Source organism: Marinobacter alkaliphilus (assembly GCF_055394375.1).
This window is the reverse complement of sequence record NZ_AP043751.1, coordinates 2,617,506-2,636,403: the sequence shown is the minus strand read 5'-3', so window position 1 is coordinate 2,636,403 and position 18,898 is coordinate 2,617,506. Positions and strand designations below refer to the sequence as shown.

Annotated in this window: 13 protein-coding genes and 1 pseudogene; 3 read left to right on the top strand and 11 right to left on the bottom strand. The window is 54.6% G+C overall.

Annotated features, from left to right (window positions below):
* Positions 1-10: 10 nt before the first annotated feature.
* On the top strand, positions 11-259 hold the full coding sequence (locus ACZ5Q2_RS12020; protein WP_061332734.1) for a YkoF family thiamine/hydroxymethylpyrimidine-binding protein: 249 nt from the start codon (positions 11-13) through the stop codon (positions 257-259).
* Entirely contained in the window at positions 256-2,157 is a 1,902-nt protein-coding gene (gene ftsH, locus ACZ5Q2_RS12015; RefSeq protein ID WP_106695965.1) for an ATP-dependent zinc metalloprotease FtsH, read from the top strand. Before ACZ5Q2_RS12020 ends, ftsH begins: the two co-directional genes overlap by 4 nt.
* A gap of 13 nt (positions 2,158-2,170) precedes the next feature.
* On the opposite strand, the gene ACZ5Q2_RS12010 is transcribed toward ftsH, so the two are convergent.
* From ACZ5Q2_RS12010 to ltrA, 5 genes are all read right to left on the bottom strand, one after another.
* On the bottom strand, positions 2,171-3,028 hold the full coding sequence (locus ACZ5Q2_RS12010; RefSeq protein ID WP_230714998.1) for a universal stress protein: 858 nt from the start codon (positions 3,026-3,028) through the stop codon (positions 2,171-2,173).
* Complete coding sequence (locus ACZ5Q2_RS12005) at positions 3,018-5,417, bottom strand: Lon protease family protein (RefSeq protein ID WP_230714996.1); 2,400 nt, start codon at positions 5,415-5,417, stop codon at positions 3,018-3,020. The genes ACZ5Q2_RS12010 and ACZ5Q2_RS12005 overlap by 11 nt, the downstream gene beginning before the upstream one ends.
* Positions 5,418-5,426: 9 nt before the next feature.
* Positions 5,427-6,299, bottom strand: a complete 873-nt coding sequence (gene yghU, locus ACZ5Q2_RS12000) for a glutathione-dependent disulfide-bond oxidoreductase (RefSeq protein WP_230714994.1) — start codon at positions 6,297-6,299, stop codon at positions 5,427-5,429.
* 496 nt (positions 6,300-6,795) lie between these two features.
* Positions 6,796-7,614 carry a class I SAM-dependent methyltransferase gene (locus ACZ5Q2_RS11995; RefSeq protein ID WP_432210070.1) on the bottom strand — a complete coding sequence of 273 codons (819 nt, stop codon included), beginning with the start codon at positions 7,612-7,614 and terminating at the stop codon, positions 6,796-6,798.
* A gap of 121 nt (positions 7,615-7,735) precedes the next feature.
* A complete protein-coding gene (gene ltrA, locus ACZ5Q2_RS11990; RefSeq protein ID WP_230716002.1) occupies positions 7,736-9,064 on the bottom strand; it encodes a group II intron reverse transcriptase/maturase in 1,329 nt (442 codons plus the stop codon).
* Positions 9,065-9,442: 378 nt separating this feature from the next.
* Here ltrA and ACZ5Q2_RS11985 point away from each other — a divergent pair.
* A pseudogene (locus tag ACZ5Q2_RS11985) lies at positions 9,443-11,013 on the top strand (IS3 family transposase).
* Between the two features lie 210 nt (positions 11,014-11,223).
* Here the strand turns inward: ACZ5Q2_RS11985 and ACZ5Q2_RS11980 are convergent.
* The 6 genes from ACZ5Q2_RS11980 to ACZ5Q2_RS11955 form a co-directional block, all read right to left on the bottom strand.
* Complete coding sequence (locus ACZ5Q2_RS11980) at positions 11,224-11,628, bottom strand: DUF2251 domain-containing protein (protein ID WP_432210071.1); 405 nt, start codon at positions 11,626-11,628, stop codon at positions 11,224-11,226.
* Between the two features lie 255 nt (positions 11,629-11,883).
* Positions 11,884-13,455 (bottom strand): transposase, encoded by a 1,572-nt coding sequence (locus ACZ5Q2_RS11975; protein WP_432210072.1) that lies wholly within the window; start codon positions 13,453-13,455, stop codon positions 11,884-11,886.
* A 145-nt stretch (positions 13,456-13,600) separates the two neighbouring features.
* Positions 13,601-14,197: a HEPN domain-containing protein gene (locus ACZ5Q2_RS11970; protein ID WP_432210073.1), complete on the bottom strand. Its 597-nt coding sequence runs from the start codon at positions 14,195-14,197 to the stop codon at positions 13,601-13,603.
* A gap of 727 nt (positions 14,198-14,924) precedes the next feature.
* Positions 14,925-16,496, bottom strand: a complete 1,572-nt coding sequence (locus ACZ5Q2_RS11965) for a transposase (protein ID WP_432210074.1) — start codon at positions 16,494-16,496, stop codon at positions 14,925-14,927.
* A 564-nt stretch (positions 16,497-17,060) separates the two neighbouring features.
* Positions 17,061-17,522, bottom strand: coding sequence for a hypothetical protein (locus ACZ5Q2_RS11960; protein ID WP_432210075.1), 462 nt, complete (start codon positions 17,520-17,522; stop codon positions 17,061-17,063).
* Positions 17,523-17,655: 133 nt separating this feature from the next.
* Entirely contained in the window at positions 17,656-17,991 is a 336-nt protein-coding gene (locus ACZ5Q2_RS11955; protein ID WP_464597178.1) for a GFA family protein, read from the bottom strand.
* Positions 17,992-18,898 lie beyond the last annotated feature (907 nt).

Genomic DNA, 18,898 nt, shown 5'->3' with positions numbered 1-18,898 from the left:
GAGGCAAATCATGTATCTTTCTGTACAGCTGAGCTGTTATCCGCTTAAAGACGATTACAAGCAACCGATCTGGGATCTGATTGATCGCCTGAAACAAACCGGCCTGGAAGTCTATCCCGGGCGTATGAGCACCGAAATTTTCGGCGACTATGATGAAGTAATGACTGTGCTGTCCGATACCATGAAGTGGTCTTTCGAAACCTACGGAAAATCGGTGTTCGTGGCCAAGATCATGGAGGGCGACCGGAGGCCGAGATGACCAACCCGAACGAACCAGGCAAACCCGATAACAACGACAAGCCTCAACCAGCCATACCGAACCAGTATTCATTCCTGTGGCTGAGCGCTGCCTTTTTCCTGATGTTTTTGTGGCTACAGGACACCGGTCGCCCGCAGCAGCAGGAACTGGCCTATTCCGAGTTTAAAGAAGCGGTACTGAACGGGCAGGTGCAGGAAGTCACCCTGCGCAACGAAGAAATCCGTGGCCGGTTTACCGAGGCCGGTGCCGCCCGGTTCAGTTCCGATACCGGGCGCAGCACAGAGAATTTCCTGACGTTACGGCCACCGGTTGACGATCCGGATCTGCTGTCATTGCTGGAGCGGCAAGAGGTTGTCATTCGTGGCGCGCCATCGGGCCGGCCCTGGTGGCAGGACCTGATTCTTGGCTTCCTGCCCTGGATACTGTTGCTGGCGCTGATGTTCTGGTTCTGGGGGGCGGCACAAAAACGAATGACCCAAGGTGGCGGACCATTCGACTATGCCAAGTCCCGGGCCCGCCGGGCTCGCAAGGAAACCTCAACTACCACCCTGGATGACGTGGCAGGCATAGAATCCGCCAAGCGCGACATTGCGGAGATCATCGACTTCCTGAAATCGCCCGAGAAATACCGGCGCCTCGGGGCGGTCATGCCCAAAGGCGTGCTGCTGGTGGGGCCGCCTGGAACCGGTAAAACCCTGTTGGCGAGGGCCATTGCTGGCGAGGCGGAAGTACCCTTCTTCAGCATCAGCGCCTCGGAATTTATCGAGATGTTTGTTGGCGTGGGTGCCGCACGGGTTCGGGACATGTTCCAGAATGCCCGCAAGGAGGCACCCGCACTGATTTTTATCGACGAGCTGGATGCCATTGGTCGCTCCCGGGGCGCAGGCTTGGGCGGCGGACACGATGAGCGAGAACAAACCCTGAACCAGATCCTGACCGAGATGGATGGCTTCGAAGCCCACGAGAATGTTTTGGTGCTGGCAGCCACCAACCGCCCGGACGTACTGGACAGCGCCCTGCTCCGCCCCGGCCGGTTCGACCGCAAGATCACCCTGGACCGCCCGCACAAAGAGGCCCGGGAAGCCATCCTCAAAGTGCACGTGCGCAAAGTGCCGCTGGCCGCCGATGTGGACCTTGCGCAGTTATCGGCCCGCACCACCGGTTTCTCCGGCGCAGACCTGAAAAACCTGGTCAACGAAGCGGCCCTGACCGCCGCCCGGGAAAATCTGGACGAGGTTAACGCCCACTGCTTTGAGCAGGCCCGGGACCGACTGATTCTGGGCGAGGAGCGGGATGCCCAGCTAACGCCGGAAGAACGGGAAGTGGTGGCCTACCACGAGTGCGGACACGCCATCATGGCCTATTACATGCCCAAGGCCGACCCACTCACCAAGATCACCATCATCCCCCATGGCATGGCCATGGGCGTAACCGAACAAACTCCTCGGGAAGACAAATACAACTACACCGAAAGTTACTTGCGGGATCGCATCAAAGTCATGCTGGGCGGCCGCTCCGCCGAGAAAATCATCTATGGAGAAGTCAGCACCGGTGCCCAGAACGATCTTAAAGAAGCCACAAAATTGCTGCGCCGAATGATCGGCCAGTGGGGCATGAGTGAGAAAGTGGGCCCACTGGGACTGGGTATTGGTGAGGAGCATGTATTCCTGGGACGGGAGATGGGTGCCCCCCGGGAGTACAGTGAAAAGCTGGCCGACCTGATCGATTCAGAAATCCAGTCGCAACTCATGGACCTGGAATCCTACACCGTCAACTTCCTCAAGGAACACCGCAAAGAATTGGACGCCTTGGCCAAGGCGGTGATGAAACACGAAACCCTGTCAACGGAGGAAATCACCGAGGTGTTGAGCAAAGCCGGCGACCGGAAAATCGCATGATTCTCCTCAGGCTTCAGGGTGTTACCGTCACCGGCAGGTTCATTTCAATCAGCAGGGTGTCTGCACCCTGCTCACGGAACAGGCTGCACTGCCGGCTAAGCACCAGTTGCGAGGCGCCTTCCTCCCTGATCACCCGTGCAACAGCTCCGGCACTGGCCATGGGCAAGAAACTGACCCGGGCGGTAATACCCTCGCTTTCCATATAGGCCAGCAAATCCTCGGCGATACGCTCATCACGGCCGGTTTCGGTTCGCACCAGGATCGTCAACGGCTGCCGGTTACGCCTTGCCAGCTCAGCGCCAACCCTGACAGCCCGATGGTTCGCCCCTTGATCGTGATTCAGCAGCACCACAATGCGATTTCGGGACCGCATGGGCGGATCGGCCCACAACAACACATCCCCGAGCGCCTGGCTCACCAGAACACTGGCCGTGGACCCAAGGCGAGAGCCCGGACTTCCAGACCAGCCCACGCGGCCTAACACCAGCAAATCCCCCGGCCGCGCCAGATTCAGTACTTCATCTGCCACACGGCCACGACACAAGGTGAGCGCCTGGGCAAGCCCCCGTTGCGCCATGGCACGCTCCAGCGATCTTCTCGCCTGCTCCGCCAGCGAGCGCATCCGGGCCTCAATAGCCGCAAGGTCCATTGGCCGGGCGACTCCGGAATTTCTGCCCACTTCCCTTGTGAACCCGTAACCCGCGCAGCGCAACAGGTTCACCTCTTCCACGAACACCCCCAGCACTTCGGCTTTGCGGGCATGGGCAATGTCCGCCGCGGCCTCCAGAGCCGCCAAACTTAACCTTGAACCATCCAACAGAATCAGCACCCGGCCCACTGGCTCAACCGGTAGCTGTTGCTCAGCGGTCACCGTTCTTGCCTCCGCTGTCGTTATCCTGGGCGTCTTCCTTCTTTTGCCCTACCTTTGCATACTCAGCCAAACGATCAGCCACGCGACGGTTGAAGCACCCTTCCGGATAACCGCCCTCATCATCAGGCGAGCCTGGCGCCATGCCGGTCATCAGCTCAATGGCCTGATCAATGTGGGTCATCGGGTAAATGGCAAACACGCCCTCCCTAACCGCCGTGCGCACCTCTTCGTTCAACATCAGGTGCTCAACGTTACTGGCGGGTAGCAACACGCCGTGGCCATTTACCCCACCGTTTTTCTTGCAGACATTGAAGAAACCCTCGATTTTTTCATTCACCCCGCCCACTGCCTGAACCTCACCGTGCTGGTTCATGGAGCCGGTCACCGCCAACGACTGTTTCAACGGCACACCGGTAATAGCCGATAACAACACGCAGGTTTCCGCTACCGAGGCTGAATCCCCTTCCACGCCACCGTAGGATTGCTCGAAGGCGAGGCTCGCAGACAGGGATAAATCCCCCATGGGCGCATAGCGGCCTGCCAGAAAGCGGGACAAGATCATCACCGCCTTACTGTGAATGGGCCCGCCAAGTTTCGCCTCACGCTCAATATCCACCACCTGGCCTTTGCCGGGCCGGGCGGTGGCCGTGATGCGGGTAGGCTGACCAAAACGGGTGGCACCTATCTGCAACACAGACAAGCCGTTCACCTGCCCCGCCTGCTCACCGTCTGTGGCAATCATCACCACACCCCGGTAGATCTGCTCCAGGCTACGTTCCCGAATGCGGCTGGCGCGGAACTCCCGCTCATCAATCGCCTGTTGAATATGCCCGATGCCAATGTGCTTGCTGTCAGCACGGGCAGCCCAGTGATTTGCCTCGCTGAGCAGGTCTTTCAATACCCGGTCATGGGCGGTCAGTTTTTTCTGGTCACCAGCCAGGCGACTGGCATGCTCAATCAAACGCCCCACGGCAGGCTTGTCCATTGGCCGGGCCTTTACAGATTTGGCCATGGTGGCAAGCATTCTGGCGTAGAGCTGATAGCTCTCTCCGTCCCGGTCCAGATCATCCTCGAAATCTGCCTCAACCTTGAACAGGTCGAGGAAGTCCGGGTCGTAGTGTGCCAACAGGTAATATAGGGTCCGGTCGCCCACCAGCACCACTTTCACTTTCAGCGGGATCGGTTCAGGCTGCTGACTGACGGTAGTGGCAAGGCCATAAAGGCGCTCCAGGGATTCAATACGAATTTCATTGGAAAACAGGATACGCTTCAGGCTTTCCCAGGCCATGGGCTGGGTCAGAATGCGGCGGGCATCCAGGATCAGAAAACCGCCGTTGGCCCGATGCAGCGAACCGGCCCGGATCAATGTGAAGTCCGTGTACAGGTTACCCTGGTGAGCACGATGCTCAATCTGACCGGTCAGGTGCTGGTGATTGGGCAGGTCCTCATACACCACCGGGGCGCCCTGCGTTTCCGAATTATCCACCAACAGGTTCACCCGGTAACGATTGAGCAACCCGGCGGGGGCGCCGTTCTCACTATCCTGGAAGGCTTCGGCGTGTTCTACCACGTCTTCCCGAACCGCATCCAGGTAGGCAACCACCTCCGGCAGGTGCGACCACTTCTCGCGCAATTCGCCAATGGGGCCGCCCAGGGTCAGCTGAACCATCTCTTCGTTCAGAGAATGGATACGCTCCCGCACTTCCTTGCGCAACCGCGGCACTTGCTGGATAGCCTGCTGCAGTTTCTTCTGCAGGTCTTCAACCTTGGCCTCCACCAGCGCCTTCTCATCATCAGAGAAGGTCTTGTATTCCTCTGGCTCAATCACTTCGCCGTTACGCATGGGCGCAAAGGTAAAGCCGGCCGGGGTTGTCAGCATGGCTATATTGTTCGCGTTCGCCTCTTCCTGGATGGCGAACAGGCCCTTCTGCTGACGACGCGTCACCTCTTCCTGAAGCTCCTGAATGCGAGCCTGATACTCCTCACTTTCAAAGGTAGCCGGGATGGCGGTTTTCAGCTCCGCTGCCAGGTCACTCATATCACGCTTGAATACCCCGCCTTCACCCGGCGGCAACTTAATGGCCTTTGGTTTGTCGGATTGCTGAAAGTTGAACACGTGGCACCAGTCGGATGGCACCGGCTGGCCTTCGGCGTGCTTGTCGAGGAATTGCCTGACCAGTTCGTGCTTACCCGCTCCGGATGGCCCCAGTACAAACAGGTTAAAGCCATTGGCCTCCATGCTGGCGCCAAACTCCATCGCGCGCAGCAGGCGCTCCTGCCCAAAAGGAAGTTCCAGTTCCTCCAGCGTTGCCGTTGTCTCAAAGTTCAACTTGTCCAACGGGCAACGGTGGTAAATCTGGTCTTCGGTTAACGCCGCAGGTAGCGCCATTGTTCCTCCTTACTTTTCGCCGTCCAGCTTGTCCTGGGTACGCAAGCCAAAGTCACTGGCATCATGCCGCTCGTGCAGCTGGGAAGACAGTTCACCCCAGGCCCGGTTTACCATGCGGCCACGTTGCACCGCGGGGCGCTTGGCCAGCTCATCTGTCCAACGCAAAATGTTCGTGTAGGTGTGGGCCTCCAGGAACTCCGCCGCCTCGTACACCGTGTTCTTCACCAGCGAGCCATACCAGGGCCAGACTGCCATATCGGCAATGGTGTATTCATCACCGGCGATGTACTGGTTGTCCGCCAACTGGCGATCCAGCACATCCAGCTGCCGTTTCACCTCCATGGTGTAACGGTTGATCGGGTACTCGTATTTTTCCGGGGCATAGGCGTAAAAATGCCCGAAACCACCACCCAGGATCGGTGCGCTGGCCATCTGCCAGAACAGCCAGTTCATCGTCTCTGTGCGCCGGGCCCGGTCTGTTGGTAAAAAGGCACCGAACTTTTCCGCCAGATAGAAAAGAATAGATCCGGATTCAAACACCCGCACGGCCGGGTTCTCGCTGCGGTCCAGCAACGCCGGAATCTTGGAATTCGGGTTTACCTCAACAAACCCGCTGCTGAACTGATCTCCTTCCATGATGTTGATCAGCCAGGCATCGTACTCTGCCTCCTTGATACCCTTCTCCAGCAACTCCTCAAACATCACCGTCGCTTTCACGCCATTGGGCGTAGCCAGGGAATACAGCTGGAATGGATGCTCCCCCACCGGCAACGCTTTGTCGTGGGTAGGCCCGGCAACGGGACGATTAATGTTGGCAAACCTGCCACCGTTACTGCTGTCCCATTTCCAGACCTTTGGAGGCGTATAGGTTGAATCACTCATGTTTGGTCTCCGATTGACGGTGAGTAAGCTATTGACCGACTTTACCTGATTGCCCCCGCCGTTAGCACCTGTGTTTGGGTTGAGAATGCGCCGGATCAAATCCGGGAGATATCACTGGGCTATACTGGTGGGACTCAAGGAAGGCAACCGGGTTGAGCGGCACATCGGGGCATGGGCTGTATAATAGGAATGGGGTCAGGGTTCATTAAACCGCTCAGAAGCCAATCAACCCTCCCCGATCACCGCCTCACGCTCCCGCTTGTACTCTTCGTATGTCTTACTGGAACGCTCTATACAATCCTCATATTGGGCAGGAGGGGCACTGTTACATTCCTGTCGATTATTGTGCTGGATATTGTCATACACAGCCTTGCTGCTGCACCCAGTCGTCACAACAAATACGGCAAAAACAATCCAGATTTTCTTCACGATGTATTGCTCCTTCTGTGCATAGCGCGTGGCGGAAAGCCGTCGCCTCGCTGCCATTCGTTGGCATCTATGTTTTTCTAGCGACTAAGAATATCGATTCATGACTGGTTTGCCACTCTCGTTCAATAGTAAAACCTGATTTCAGTAGCTTGGAAGTAAGCTGACTCTTGGTAAGTCGGCTGACATAAGGAGCCAGACCGAACAACTGCATGCCAGAGATCAACAACCGAAAAGCCAAGTTGATTTCTGCGATTAGCGATGTGCTGGAAACAAAAACACCACCTTCTTTTAGAAGTCGACGAATGTTAACAATTGCGCCATCAACATCCTCCAAAAGATGCAACACATTGAGCCCCAAAACAGCGTCGAAGCTTTCATCCTGAAATTCGAGGGTGTCTAGCGTGCCTTGCTGAAAAGTGACATTTTCAGCACCCGCCTCGGCGGCTTTTCGTCGGGCCGCCTCTATCATCTTGTCGGATATATCCGTCGCGACAACGTGTTTCACATAAGCGGAGTGCCAAATAGCGGTCGCGCCACTGCCACATCCGAACTCGAGTACCTTCCAGTCCGATTTCAGGAACGCTTGAGTAATGGCCAACTTCTGCTGATATGTAGCTTCATCTTTGATAGGGCTTTTTATGTATTTCTCTGCACAGTTGTCCCAAAATTTCTTTGAATCTTTCATGACGCTTGCATCCCAGTCGCGCTTCGGACCCATATGACTTGCTAAGTGTTTACGTATCGCAGCCAACGTAAATTTCACTGCCATGTATTTCGCCGAACCAAAAAGGTTCGTGGTCCTCAGGACCAAAGAACCGGCCCCCTCAATGGTGACTGTAGGTTCAGGCTCTTCCTTTTTTCCGAACAGATTTTTAAAAAATTGCACTGTATTTCCTCAGTCACTTAACACCGTGGTAATTGGCGGCAACGGTCGAGTAGGCCCTGGGAACCACCCCCAAAGCCTCTCACAGAACCGTACGTGAACCTCTCGATTCATACGGCTCTTGTTATCCAACCACTGCCCTTGATCCTGCCCAGTGCGCAAATAGATCCGGCCGTCGCCGACGCAGTCCATTCACTCTCCGGGCAGCCTGTAACAGACCTCTGAGTTTCCGATACTTCCCTAATGCCCACCGGCTCAACCTCAGATCGAAATGAAACAGCACATTCCGAATGTAACTGCGGCCAAACAGGCTATAGTACTGCATCCAGCCTCGGAGGCGGGACTGACAGAATCGAGCGAACTGCCCGAGTTCTTTCTGTCGCCACCATTTCCAGGGCCACTCGTTGATCTGCTTGCGGATCTCTTTCGCTGCACTCTGGCTGATGGCCGCCGTGAAGTAGACTTTCTTTTGTCCCAACCGGTTGCGGATCAGCCGCGGTCGGAAGGTGTAACCCAGAAAATCAAACGCGATCTCCGGGTAGTCCCGCCGGTTGTACTCGCTCTTACAATACACAATCTTTGTCTTGCGGGGATGGAGCGTCAAGCCACACGCTGTGAATCGTGCCTCAAGGACCGATTTCAGTGCTTGAGCTTCCCGTTCACTGGAACAATGGCATACGATATCGTCCGCATAGCGTTCGAACTGGATGCCACCCCAGCGCTTCTCCACCCAGCGATCAAAGACGTAGTGCAGGAACAGGTTTGCCAGTAAGGGACTGATCACACCGCCTTGCGGCGTGCCCCGATCGCGTTCCTCCACGGAACCATCCGCCAACTGAACCGGCGCGCTTAGCCAGCGCCGGATGTACAGCTTCTGCCAGTCCTCGGTCACATGACGATCCACGGCCTTAATTAATAGGTTGTGGTCGATGTTGTCGAAGAAGCCTTGAATGTCCATATCCAGCACCCAGGCTTTCTTCCAGCACCGGGCCTGAGTCTGTTTCAGCGCATCGTGCGCTGACTTTCCCGGGCGGTAGCCGTAAGAGTCCGGGTGGAAGTGTTGTTCCAGTTCCGGTTCAATCAGCAGCTTGACCACCATCTGCGCAATGCGGTCGGCAACCGTTGGGATGCCGAGACGACGGGTTGCCCCATCCGCCTTTTCGATCTCCACGCGCAAAACCGGTGGTGGATGATAGCTTCCTGAGGACAAACGGTTCCAAAGCTTGTAAAGGTTATTGCTGAGGTCACCATCAAAGTCTTCCAGACTCTGATGATCTACCCCGGCGCTACCTTTGTTGGCTCGAACCCGCTTGTAGGCCTGATAGACCAAGGCCTTCGGGATGGTAAATGGTTTTGCCTGACCCTGACGGCTCCTCCCGGAATTCGGTTGGCCATCTAGATCCGACGGGATAACTTGCCCCCTTCGCTCCACACCCATTACAGGTGTTTCCACACTACTACGGGCCAATCCGTCCCTGTGTCCTGCATCGGTACTCTCGCCTCGTGGGATCTCCACTTGTGCTTCTCCCTTAACATCAGGACGACAGGTTCTCATGTTCCATACTCAAGCCTGTACCCAGGTCATGCCGCCTCAAGACCGGCTGCCGCTGTGTCCGTTGTGCCAGCTCACGTCACAGCTCATCCCGGGGAGACGCTCGGTCCCCGGTTCTGACAACATCTGTCTACATTTCGACCCCTTATCGGCGGTTCACTTTCGTTCATCTCCTTGGGTACGTACCTGACCGCTCTTGACGGCCTTTTCCCATGTCGCTCACGACCCGCCCCCCTCTGTCAAGGTAGTTGGAACCCCACCCGATGTTAGACTCTCTAAATGAAGTGGGGCGAGACAGAGGTTTTTATGAAGTATTCACCGGAACGCCGAGAAGCCATTCTTCGCAAGTTACTGCCACCGAATAACCGGCCTGTGGCTGAAGTAGCGGAAGAAGAAGGCATTTCAGACGCTACTTTGTACAACTGGCGCAGCGAAGCCCGAAAGAATGGTCAACTGTTGCCAGATCACGGCTCAGACCCGGAAGGCTGGAGTTCGCGCGATAAATTCAACGCCGTGCTTGAGACCGCCGCGCTTAGTGAGTCCGAACTGGGCGAGTACTGCCGTAAACGTGGACTCTATCCCGAGCATATCCGTCGTTGGCGTCAGAGCTGTGAAGCCGCCAATGATCGCGATGAAAAGATTGAAAAACGCTCCCGTGAGGCGGTCAAGCACGAGAAAAAGCGCACCCGTCAACTGGAACGTGAGCTGAAACGCAAGGAAGCCGCACTGGCGGAAACAGCCGCCCTGCTGACTCTGCGAAAAAAGGCCCAGGCGATCTGGGGGGACGAGGACGACTGACCAGTGCCCTGGATCGCCAGTATGCTGTGCAGCTGGTCGATGAAACGCGTACCGATGGGGCGCGCCTAAAAAGCGCCTGTGCCGAACTGGGTATTGGCACCAACACTTACCGCCGCTGGAAAGCCGGTGGTGAAGATGGTCGGCCCAACGCCCCGAAGCACACCCCCTCTCACACACTGACCGCCATGGAGAAAGCGATGATTCTGGCCGTTTGTCACCAGTCCGATTATGCCAGCCTGCCGCCGTCTCAGGTCGTGCCGCTGCTGATGGACGACTATGGGTGGTACATCGCCTCGGAATCCTCGTTCTACCGCGTTCTGAGCGAACATAACGAGAACCACCGCCGGGGTGCCCGCCACTCCGGGCGAGTCGGCCCACCACGCCGTCATGAGGCCAGCCGACCGAACCAGGTCTGGTGCTGGGATGTGACCTACTTGAAGTCGACGGTTCGGGGTCGGTTCTTTTATCTGTACTTCATGCTCGATGTCTACAGCCGCAAGATCGTTGGCGCTGAAGTATTCGATGCGGAAAACGCCGTCAACAGCGAAACCGTGTTGCGCAAAGCACTGTTACGCGAGGGCTGCGTGAACAATCCACCGGTGGTGCATTCTGACAACGGCAGCCCCATGAAAGGCGGCACGCTACCGGCCACGTTCGAGAAGCTGGGTGTCACGCCCTCCTACAGTCGACCGCGTGTGTCCAATGACAATGCCTATATCGAGTCACTGTTCGGCACCACCAAGCAGCGCCCGGAATACCCGCATGAGGGCTTTGAGAACCTTGAACTGAGCCGTGACTGGGTGAGCACGTTCATCCGCTGGTACAACAACGAGCATCGCCATAGCGCGATCCGTTATGTGACACCGGCTGACCGTCACGCCGGAAAGGATGCAGACATCCTGGCAAGTCGAAAAATGACCTTGCTCAGGGCCAAGGAAAAGAACCCTGGTCGCTGGTCCACCGGTATCCGCAACTGCGAACCGGTGGGAGCCGTGTGGCTAAACCCGCTACCCGAGGAACAAACTGTTAAAGAGCAATGCGTGGCTTATTAGAGCCAAAATGAATCAGGTTCCAACTACCTTGACAGACGACGCCGCACTCTTAATGCAAGCCGCACAGGGCGGTTTGATCCCGGTGTCTGGTCACCGAGACCGAGGGGCCTTCCCTCATCTTGAGTACAGCAAGAAAGACTGAAGTCTTTCGTCATGACACACGAGCGCAGCGGAGTACCGGTCGGCTTCACCCACTGGTTAAACGTGAACTTAGAACAACTCCAATACTTCATCACTCCACTCATGGCTGTACTTTGTCCATTTCTTGTCCGGTGGCGGAAAGTTTGTTCGGCAGTACCCTCTCTTGGCTGCGAAGTCGAAGGCTGCGTGCGGATACCCGTTTATCAGAAGAAGTGACTTATTCCCATCGCCAGACCAAACAATCTGAGCTTTAGATGGCAGATGTTTGTCCGTGACATTCGCAACGTTGTAGATATGCAGAGCATCCAGAATGGGATTGCCCTCTCGGCTTCTATCTAAACCATAGAGGTATCCGGTATCTCCATCATCCTCAAATACAACCATAAAGCTGTTCTCGGGCGAGCCGCTTTCCAAAATGGTTTCTTCGCCAACGGTGAAATCCGTTTCGGCATAGATCATTGCCTCATCAGCCATTACAAAAAGGCTCCAAAATATCGTTACTACTAATAAGATCAGATGTCTGATTTGCATGATACGTTTAACGAGGCTGTAGAAAAACCCGATTCCGAGCCTTCCCCAGCACCTGGTTCCTAAAATTTTCTTAGCGGCCATCAGTTAGCCGATTATCATCGTTCCGATGTTCAGCCATGAGTTTCAGTCCTTTTGACGGTGTCAGTGCCGGTATAGCTGACATCCAGCAGACACATTTGTAACCGCCTGATCCCGACATCACGCTGCTAACCGCCCGTAATTCGCCAACTTCTCAATATTGTGCACCAGGCAGTATAGCTGCCATTGGCCTTGCACCTTCTTCTTGCCTCGCAAGCTGAAGCGATTCAGCCGTTTGTTCGTGCCGATGTTGCCGAACACCGGCTCCACCACCGACATTCGGTGGCTGTATATCTCTTTGCCCTGTTGGCTGTCGACCCGGTGCTTCATCCAGTCCGTGTAGTTCGGCAGACGCTTGTTCTCAATGGTGAACGACACCTGTCGGCCAGACCCATTTCGGTGGTTAGCGGATGCAGGGTTCTGCATGCATTGGTGCTTCTTGGGACAGTGGCGACATTGCAGCAATCGACCTTCGAAGTGAACTCGGACCTTGCCATTCTCGGCTTCCCTTTGACCCCGATAGGTAAGCTCTTCGTCAGTCGGGCAGACGCAGATCAGGTTCACGGGATCGAACTGGAATTCACTGGCCGGAATGATGTCTTTCCAACCCTTGTCCGGCAGGTTTTGATGCCGCTTGCCGTACTTGTCTTTCTGGTTTGTGAACTTCGGGTCCCGGCTGCGGAATTTGTTGTCCGGCACGTAGCCATTGATCTGCCGTTCGTGCAGGTACTTCATATTGGCTTCGTTGGCGAAGCCGGTGTCAGCGGTAACGATGGTGCCTTGCTGATAAATGCTGTCAGCGATACCCAGTTTCTTGAAACGGGCTTCGACGGTTTCCAGTACCGGTTGCAGGGTATGATGTTCCTGGCCTTCGCCAAAGGCCTGGGCGTCGATGATGATTTGGTGTTTCTTATCCACCGTGGCGACCCCATTGTAGCCCTGGATCGTGCCTTTGCTGGTGGTCATCTTGGCGCTTTCGTTATCGGTGACGTTGCTCTTCACTTCCTTGCTCCGTTTCCCCCGGCCCATCCGTGGGCGGCTCGTCTTTAGGAAACGATCAATCTTTTTAGCGGCCTCATCCAACGACAGAATGGTCTTCGCTCGGCGGATGTCGCGGTCCAGTTCGGCCTCGGTGTCTGCCTCGTCCCGCTCGTAATGCGCCCTGAGGTGATGACGGATCAGTCGTCGCAGTTTCTCCCGCTTCTCGCCCAGCTCTTTAAAGGTGCCGGACCATTCCTTGGCCGCGTTGGAGGACATTTTGCAGCCGTCGATGGCAAACAGCTCGTTACCCAACAGACCTTCTTCGTGGCACACCAGCAGAACTTGTTCGAACAGCGCTTCGATCTCATCGGCGTGGCTGCTGACAAACTTGGCCAGGGTGGTGAAATGCGGAACGGTATCGCAGGAGAGGGCTTTGAAGAGGATGTTGGTCTCGCAACACCACTGCATTTCGCGACTGGAGGTGATGCCCTTGGAGTAGGCAAACAGGATGATCTTCAGCAGGATGGCCGGATCGTAGGCCAGCCGGCCAGTGTCTTCGTTGCGGTACTTGGGATGAAACACCGTCAGGTCCAGCTTGTGCTCGATCAGGTAGTGCACCGCGTGTTCAAAGGTGCCGGGCTGGAGCTGTTCCTGGTAGTTGATGACGACCATGGTGTCCTGGTCGTAGTTGTAGTGCTTGAAGCGGGGCATCTGACCACTCCTTGTCCGTTTGCCTGATGCTACCAAAACCGAGAGGGATTTCGGGGTTTTTCTACAGCCTCAACGCTTGCAGCATGCGCGCCCATGGAATGGAGCCAAAGGCGCAATGTAATGGGCGTCGCCGTGCCTGCACTGGTTATGAGAGTGCATCTCGACACTCGCTCTCAATAAACTTTTCTATAAGCTTTCGAGAACGTACCAGATCCTCAGAAATCTGGCTGAACAGCTTAACACCTTCAGATTCGTGTCCTCGTAGTGCTGAATGATTGAATGATTCCGCTTTCGTGCCAGTGGGGTATTTGAGGCTTTGATAATAGAAATCCATCGTTACGCCCGATTCGCTGCAAAACTCTTTTAGTATTGGAGGCAGCTTTTCCGTATGGATGTAAGCTCCGTAGAAATCTGATAGCTCTTTACTGTCATATCGGGAATTGACGAGTTCCAGTAAACGGGAGAGCTTGTGGATTTTTCCTATCGGTTCGCCTTTCGCAACGAGTAACGCCTTCAGGCTCAATTCAATACCGTGGTAGAAATTGAACAGCGTTGGTTCGATGATATGTAAATCGGACCATCTCAACTCCTCCTCCATCTCTTCTTCAGACGGAGCATCCCAGCCACTTCTCATCAGCGAGCCTGGGTTTCCACGCTTGATTAATTCGGAACCGACATTGAGCGTAAGCTGCCAAAAGTTGCTGGCAAGATAATACAGTCTGACAGCCTCAAACTTGTCCAATGCGTACTCCTTGCACTTCATAACGCCGCCAGCATGCGCGGCTACGAAATGGAGGCGAAGCCGCAATGTAGTAGGCGTCGCCGTGCCTGGCCTTGTTAGGTTATCTGGTCCCAGTGTTCGAGAAGCATAACGAGAGCAAAGCAGACGAGACCCAAAATTGTTACAACAAGCAAGAAAAAGTCATACAGTGGTCTGAAGGGACAAGAAAGGGCCGGTTGTATTCTGCAATGCTTTACACGAAAAATTGATTCGTTATTTACTGTCGGCCCTTTCACGGCTCCAAACAACAAACTTTGGCGCATGTTACGGAACCTTTCTCCGTTATACTCATAATCATACGTGGTCATCCGATATTTTCTGGGACCACGAATACTGCTCTTATATACCCCTTCGTTGATATTTGAGACCATTCCGTCGACTGTTGGCCACGTCAAATGCCAAACATAATAGAAAATAAGTAGGATCCCTACTGATATAGAAATATATGCTAATACTAAGTACACGAGGTCTCCACCACGAGTTTTAACATTGCAAACCTAACGAGGCTGTAGAAAAACCCGATTCCGAGCCTTCCCCAGCACCTGGTTCCTAAAATTTTCTTAGCGGCCATCAGTTAGCCGATTATCATCGTTCCGATGTTCAGCCATGAGTTTCAGTCCTTTTGACGGTGTCAGTGCCGGTATAGCTGACATCCAGCAGACACATTTGTAACCGCCTGATCCCGACATCACGCTGCTAACCGCCCGTAATTCGCCAACTTCTCAATATTGTGCACCAGGCAGTATAGCTGCCATTGGCCTTGCACCTTCTTCTTGCCTCGCAAGCTGAAGCGATTCAGCCGTTTGTTCGTGCCGATGTTGCCGAACACCGGCTCCACCACCGACATTCGGTGGCTGTATATCTCTTTGCCCTGTTGGCTGTCGACCCGGTGCTTCATCCAGTCCGTGTAGTTCGGCAGACGCTTGTTCTCAATGGTGAACGACACCTGTCGGCCAGACCCATTTCGGTGGTTAGCGGATGCAGGGTTCTGCATGCATTGGTGCTTCTTGGGACAGTGGCGACATTGCAGCAATCGACCTTCGAAGTGCACTCGGACCTTGCCATTCTCGGCTTCCCTTTGACCCCGATAGGTAAGCTCTTCGCCAGTCGGGCAGACGCAGATCAGGTTCACGGGATCGAACTGGAATTCACTGGCCGGAATGATGTCTTTCCAACCCTTGTCCGGCAGGTTTTGATGCCGCTTGCCGTACTTGTCTTTCTGGTTTGTGAACTTCGGGTCCCGGCTGCGGAATTTGTTGTCCGGCACGTAGCCATTGATCTGCCGTTCGTGCAGGTACTTCATATTGGCCTCGTTGGCGAAGCCGGTGTCGGCAGTGACAATAGCGCCAGACTGGTAGATGTTGTCAGCGATACCCAGTTTCTTGAAACGGGCTTCGACGGTTTCCAGTACCGGTTGCAGGGTGTGATGTTCCTGGCCTTCGCCAAAGGCCTGGGCGTCGATGATGATTTGGTGTTTCTTATCCACCGTGGCGACCCCATTGTAGCCCTGGATCGTGCCTTTGCTGGTGGTCATCTTGGCGCTTTCGTTATCGGTGACGTTGCTCTTCACTTCCTTGCTCCGCTTCCCCCGGCCCATCCGTGGGCGGCTCGTCTTTAGGAAACGATCAATCTTCTTAGCGGCCTCATCCAACGACAGAATGGTCTTCGCTCGGCGGATGTCGCGGTCCAGTTCGGCCTCGGTGTCTGCCTCATCCCGCTCGTAATGCGCCCTGAGGTGATGACGGATCAGTCGTCGCAGTTTCTCCCGCTTCTCGCCCAGCTCTTTAAAGGTGCCGGACCATTCCTTGGCCGCGTTGGAGGACATTTTGCAGCCGTCGATGGCAAACAGCTCGTTACCCAATAGACCTTCTTCGTGGCACACCAGAAGAACTTGTTCGAACAGCTCTTCGATCTCATCGGCGTGGCTGCTGACAAACTTGGCCAGGGTCGTGAAATGCGGAACGGTATCGCAGGAGAGGGCTTTGAAGATGATGTTGGTCTCGCAACACCACTGCATTTCGCGACTGGAGGTGATGCCCTTGGAGTAGGCAAACAGGATGATCTTCAGCAGGATGGCCGGATCGTAGGCCAGCCGGCCAGTGTCTTCGTTGCGGTACTTGGGATGAAACACCGCCAGGTCCAGCTTGTGCTCGATCAGGTAGTGCACCGCGTGTTCAAAGGTGCCGGGCTGGAGCTGTTCCTGGTAGTTGATGACGACCATGGTGTCCTGGTCGTAGTTGTAGTGCTTGAAGCGGGGCATCTGACCACTCCTTGTCCGTTTGCCTGATCCTATCAAAACACAGGGTGATTTCGGGGTTTTTCTACAGCCTCAACGCTAAGGTAACCGGCGCCGGAGCGCCAGCGGAGGGAACCAAAAGCGGTATGCTTTTGGCGTCCGGTTGACCGCTTGGTTATGGCTCTGACGTCATAATTTCAAAAACTGCAGACGCTCCACCTTCCAGAAACGTGGATATTAGATGGGGAACGATCACCCCCACCATTAACCCCCAGAACAACGAAAATACCAGAGAGTTCTCCTTTTTCGACTGCGAGGGCCAAGCAGGGCTAAAAAGCGTTACAACAATTAGCATCACAAGTGCCATCAGTGCGAAAACGTAGCCGAGCAATGGTGTGGCCCATGATCCGAGCATGGTCAAGACCGCTACGGTCAACGCTCCAATCAGTGATTTAACTCGAGGCTTCGCAAAATCCTGGAAGCTAAACATACTCACACTCACCTCTTGACAAGCCGCCATAACGCTGAGCGCACCGGTGACCTTTACAGAGCGTAGCGGCGTAAAGAGCATCCGTGTGACGCGTTTGGTTAAATGCAATTCGCGACATGTACATAACTTCCGACCCCGAGACGCAAGCAGTCTGAATAGTCTTCAGGTTCAGACCCTGTATGTATGGATTGCACCAGCAGAGTGTGGTCCACAATGCCAAAGAAGCTCAACTCAAAACCGTGCCCATTCCACGCTTCACCCATTTGCCGAACAGCAGTTACTTGGGCTCCCATAAACCGCTCGAACAGAGCACAACTCACAATGCCACTGCCGTCGGAGGTTGGTCCTTCTTGGGGTGACGCCCCCAACTCATGAAACCCCAAAATCTCACCACCGATTTCTGGCTGAGCAGCGAACCAGCGACCACCGGCTTTCAAATAGAGCACATTGAACTCATCGGCAACATAGTTAACCAACGTTTTCTCGAGCGACAAACCCACGATCTTGGGAAGATCAGCTGTCTTCTGCAGTATGAGTTCAGGATAGTTGTACGAGGTCATCTTCCCCACATTTAACGCCGCTGTATGGGGCATTTTTTACGTAGTGGAGTTTTGGGGTAAAGTGGCGAAGCCACCCCAAAACGGAGCGAAGTAAAAAATGTCCCTATGACAGCTTTGTTATACATTTTTATTGTTATTCGTGCGGGTGTTCATCGAATTGCTTCGCGTTGTCACCGATTTTGAACCAGCTCGGCTTCTCTGAAACAAACTCGTGAAATTTAATGTCTATCTCGATTCCACTGTCTATGCAGTTTGCATTTATTGGAAAAAAATCCAAGCCTGAAAGAACTTCGCCAAGTGCAGTGCCGCAGATTGGACAAAAACATCGATTATATTTGTACGGCGGCTCAGCTTTGAATGTGGATATTTTGTCGCGGCCAGCAGTAATACTAAATGTGTCTGATTTCACGAAGGCTAAAGCGCTTGCCCCAACTTTACGACAACGACTGCAATGGCACATGCCCATCATGCTGGGCTCTTCGCTTATTTCGAATTGTACAGCTCCGCAACAACAACTTCCTTTAATCATAATTCACCTCTGTAGGACGAAATCACTTGTTTTGCGAAACCATAACACAGTACTGTATGTACGAACAGTTTAAATTCCGGGTGTATAACGCCAGCCAGCATGCGCGGCTGCGAAATGGAGGCGAAGCCGCAATGTAGTAGGCGTCGCTGTGCCTGGCCTTGTTATAAATTGGGACATGGAACCTCAGTTTAGATCCTTGCGGCGCTTGTTGATGTCTCCCAGAACTAGACCTGTAAAGATAAAGATAAACGGAGACCCAAACTGGCTTATAGCAGTATCAAGACCAGAGCCCACCAAAATTGCCAATGCATGCAGTACTCCTGCGCAGATCAGAAAAGCTGGCAAAAGTAGCTGTAGTAGTTTGATCCATTTACTCATATGCCCCAGAAGCCCTGCCTCGGCCTTAATCTAATAGCAGCTATCCACTGTCCGTCTACTGCCCAACAAAGCCTTCTCAAAATTTATAACGCTGAAGGTAACCGGCGCCGGAGCGTAGCGGAGGGAACCAAAAGCGGTACGCTTTTGGCGTCCGGTTGACCGCCTTGTTAGTGGCCGGATACCCCGTGGATAATCTCTGGCATCCAAACCCGAATGCCGTGTACTGACTAGCTTGCACCGAACTTGGCCCATAGCGTGAGGAACCAGAACACGGAATTTTCGGATTTTGCAGAGATTTGCGGGGAGAAGTGCTGGACGGTGGTAAACACTTGAAAGCAACTCCCTGCTCTACCGACTGAATCCTTCCGAGGCCTGGGCCAATAACGCCTGCATAAACGGCGCCCGACTAGGGCGTCCGGTGGAGGCCCATCGGGCCGGAACGTATTTAATGCACTGGTTAGCTGGGGGT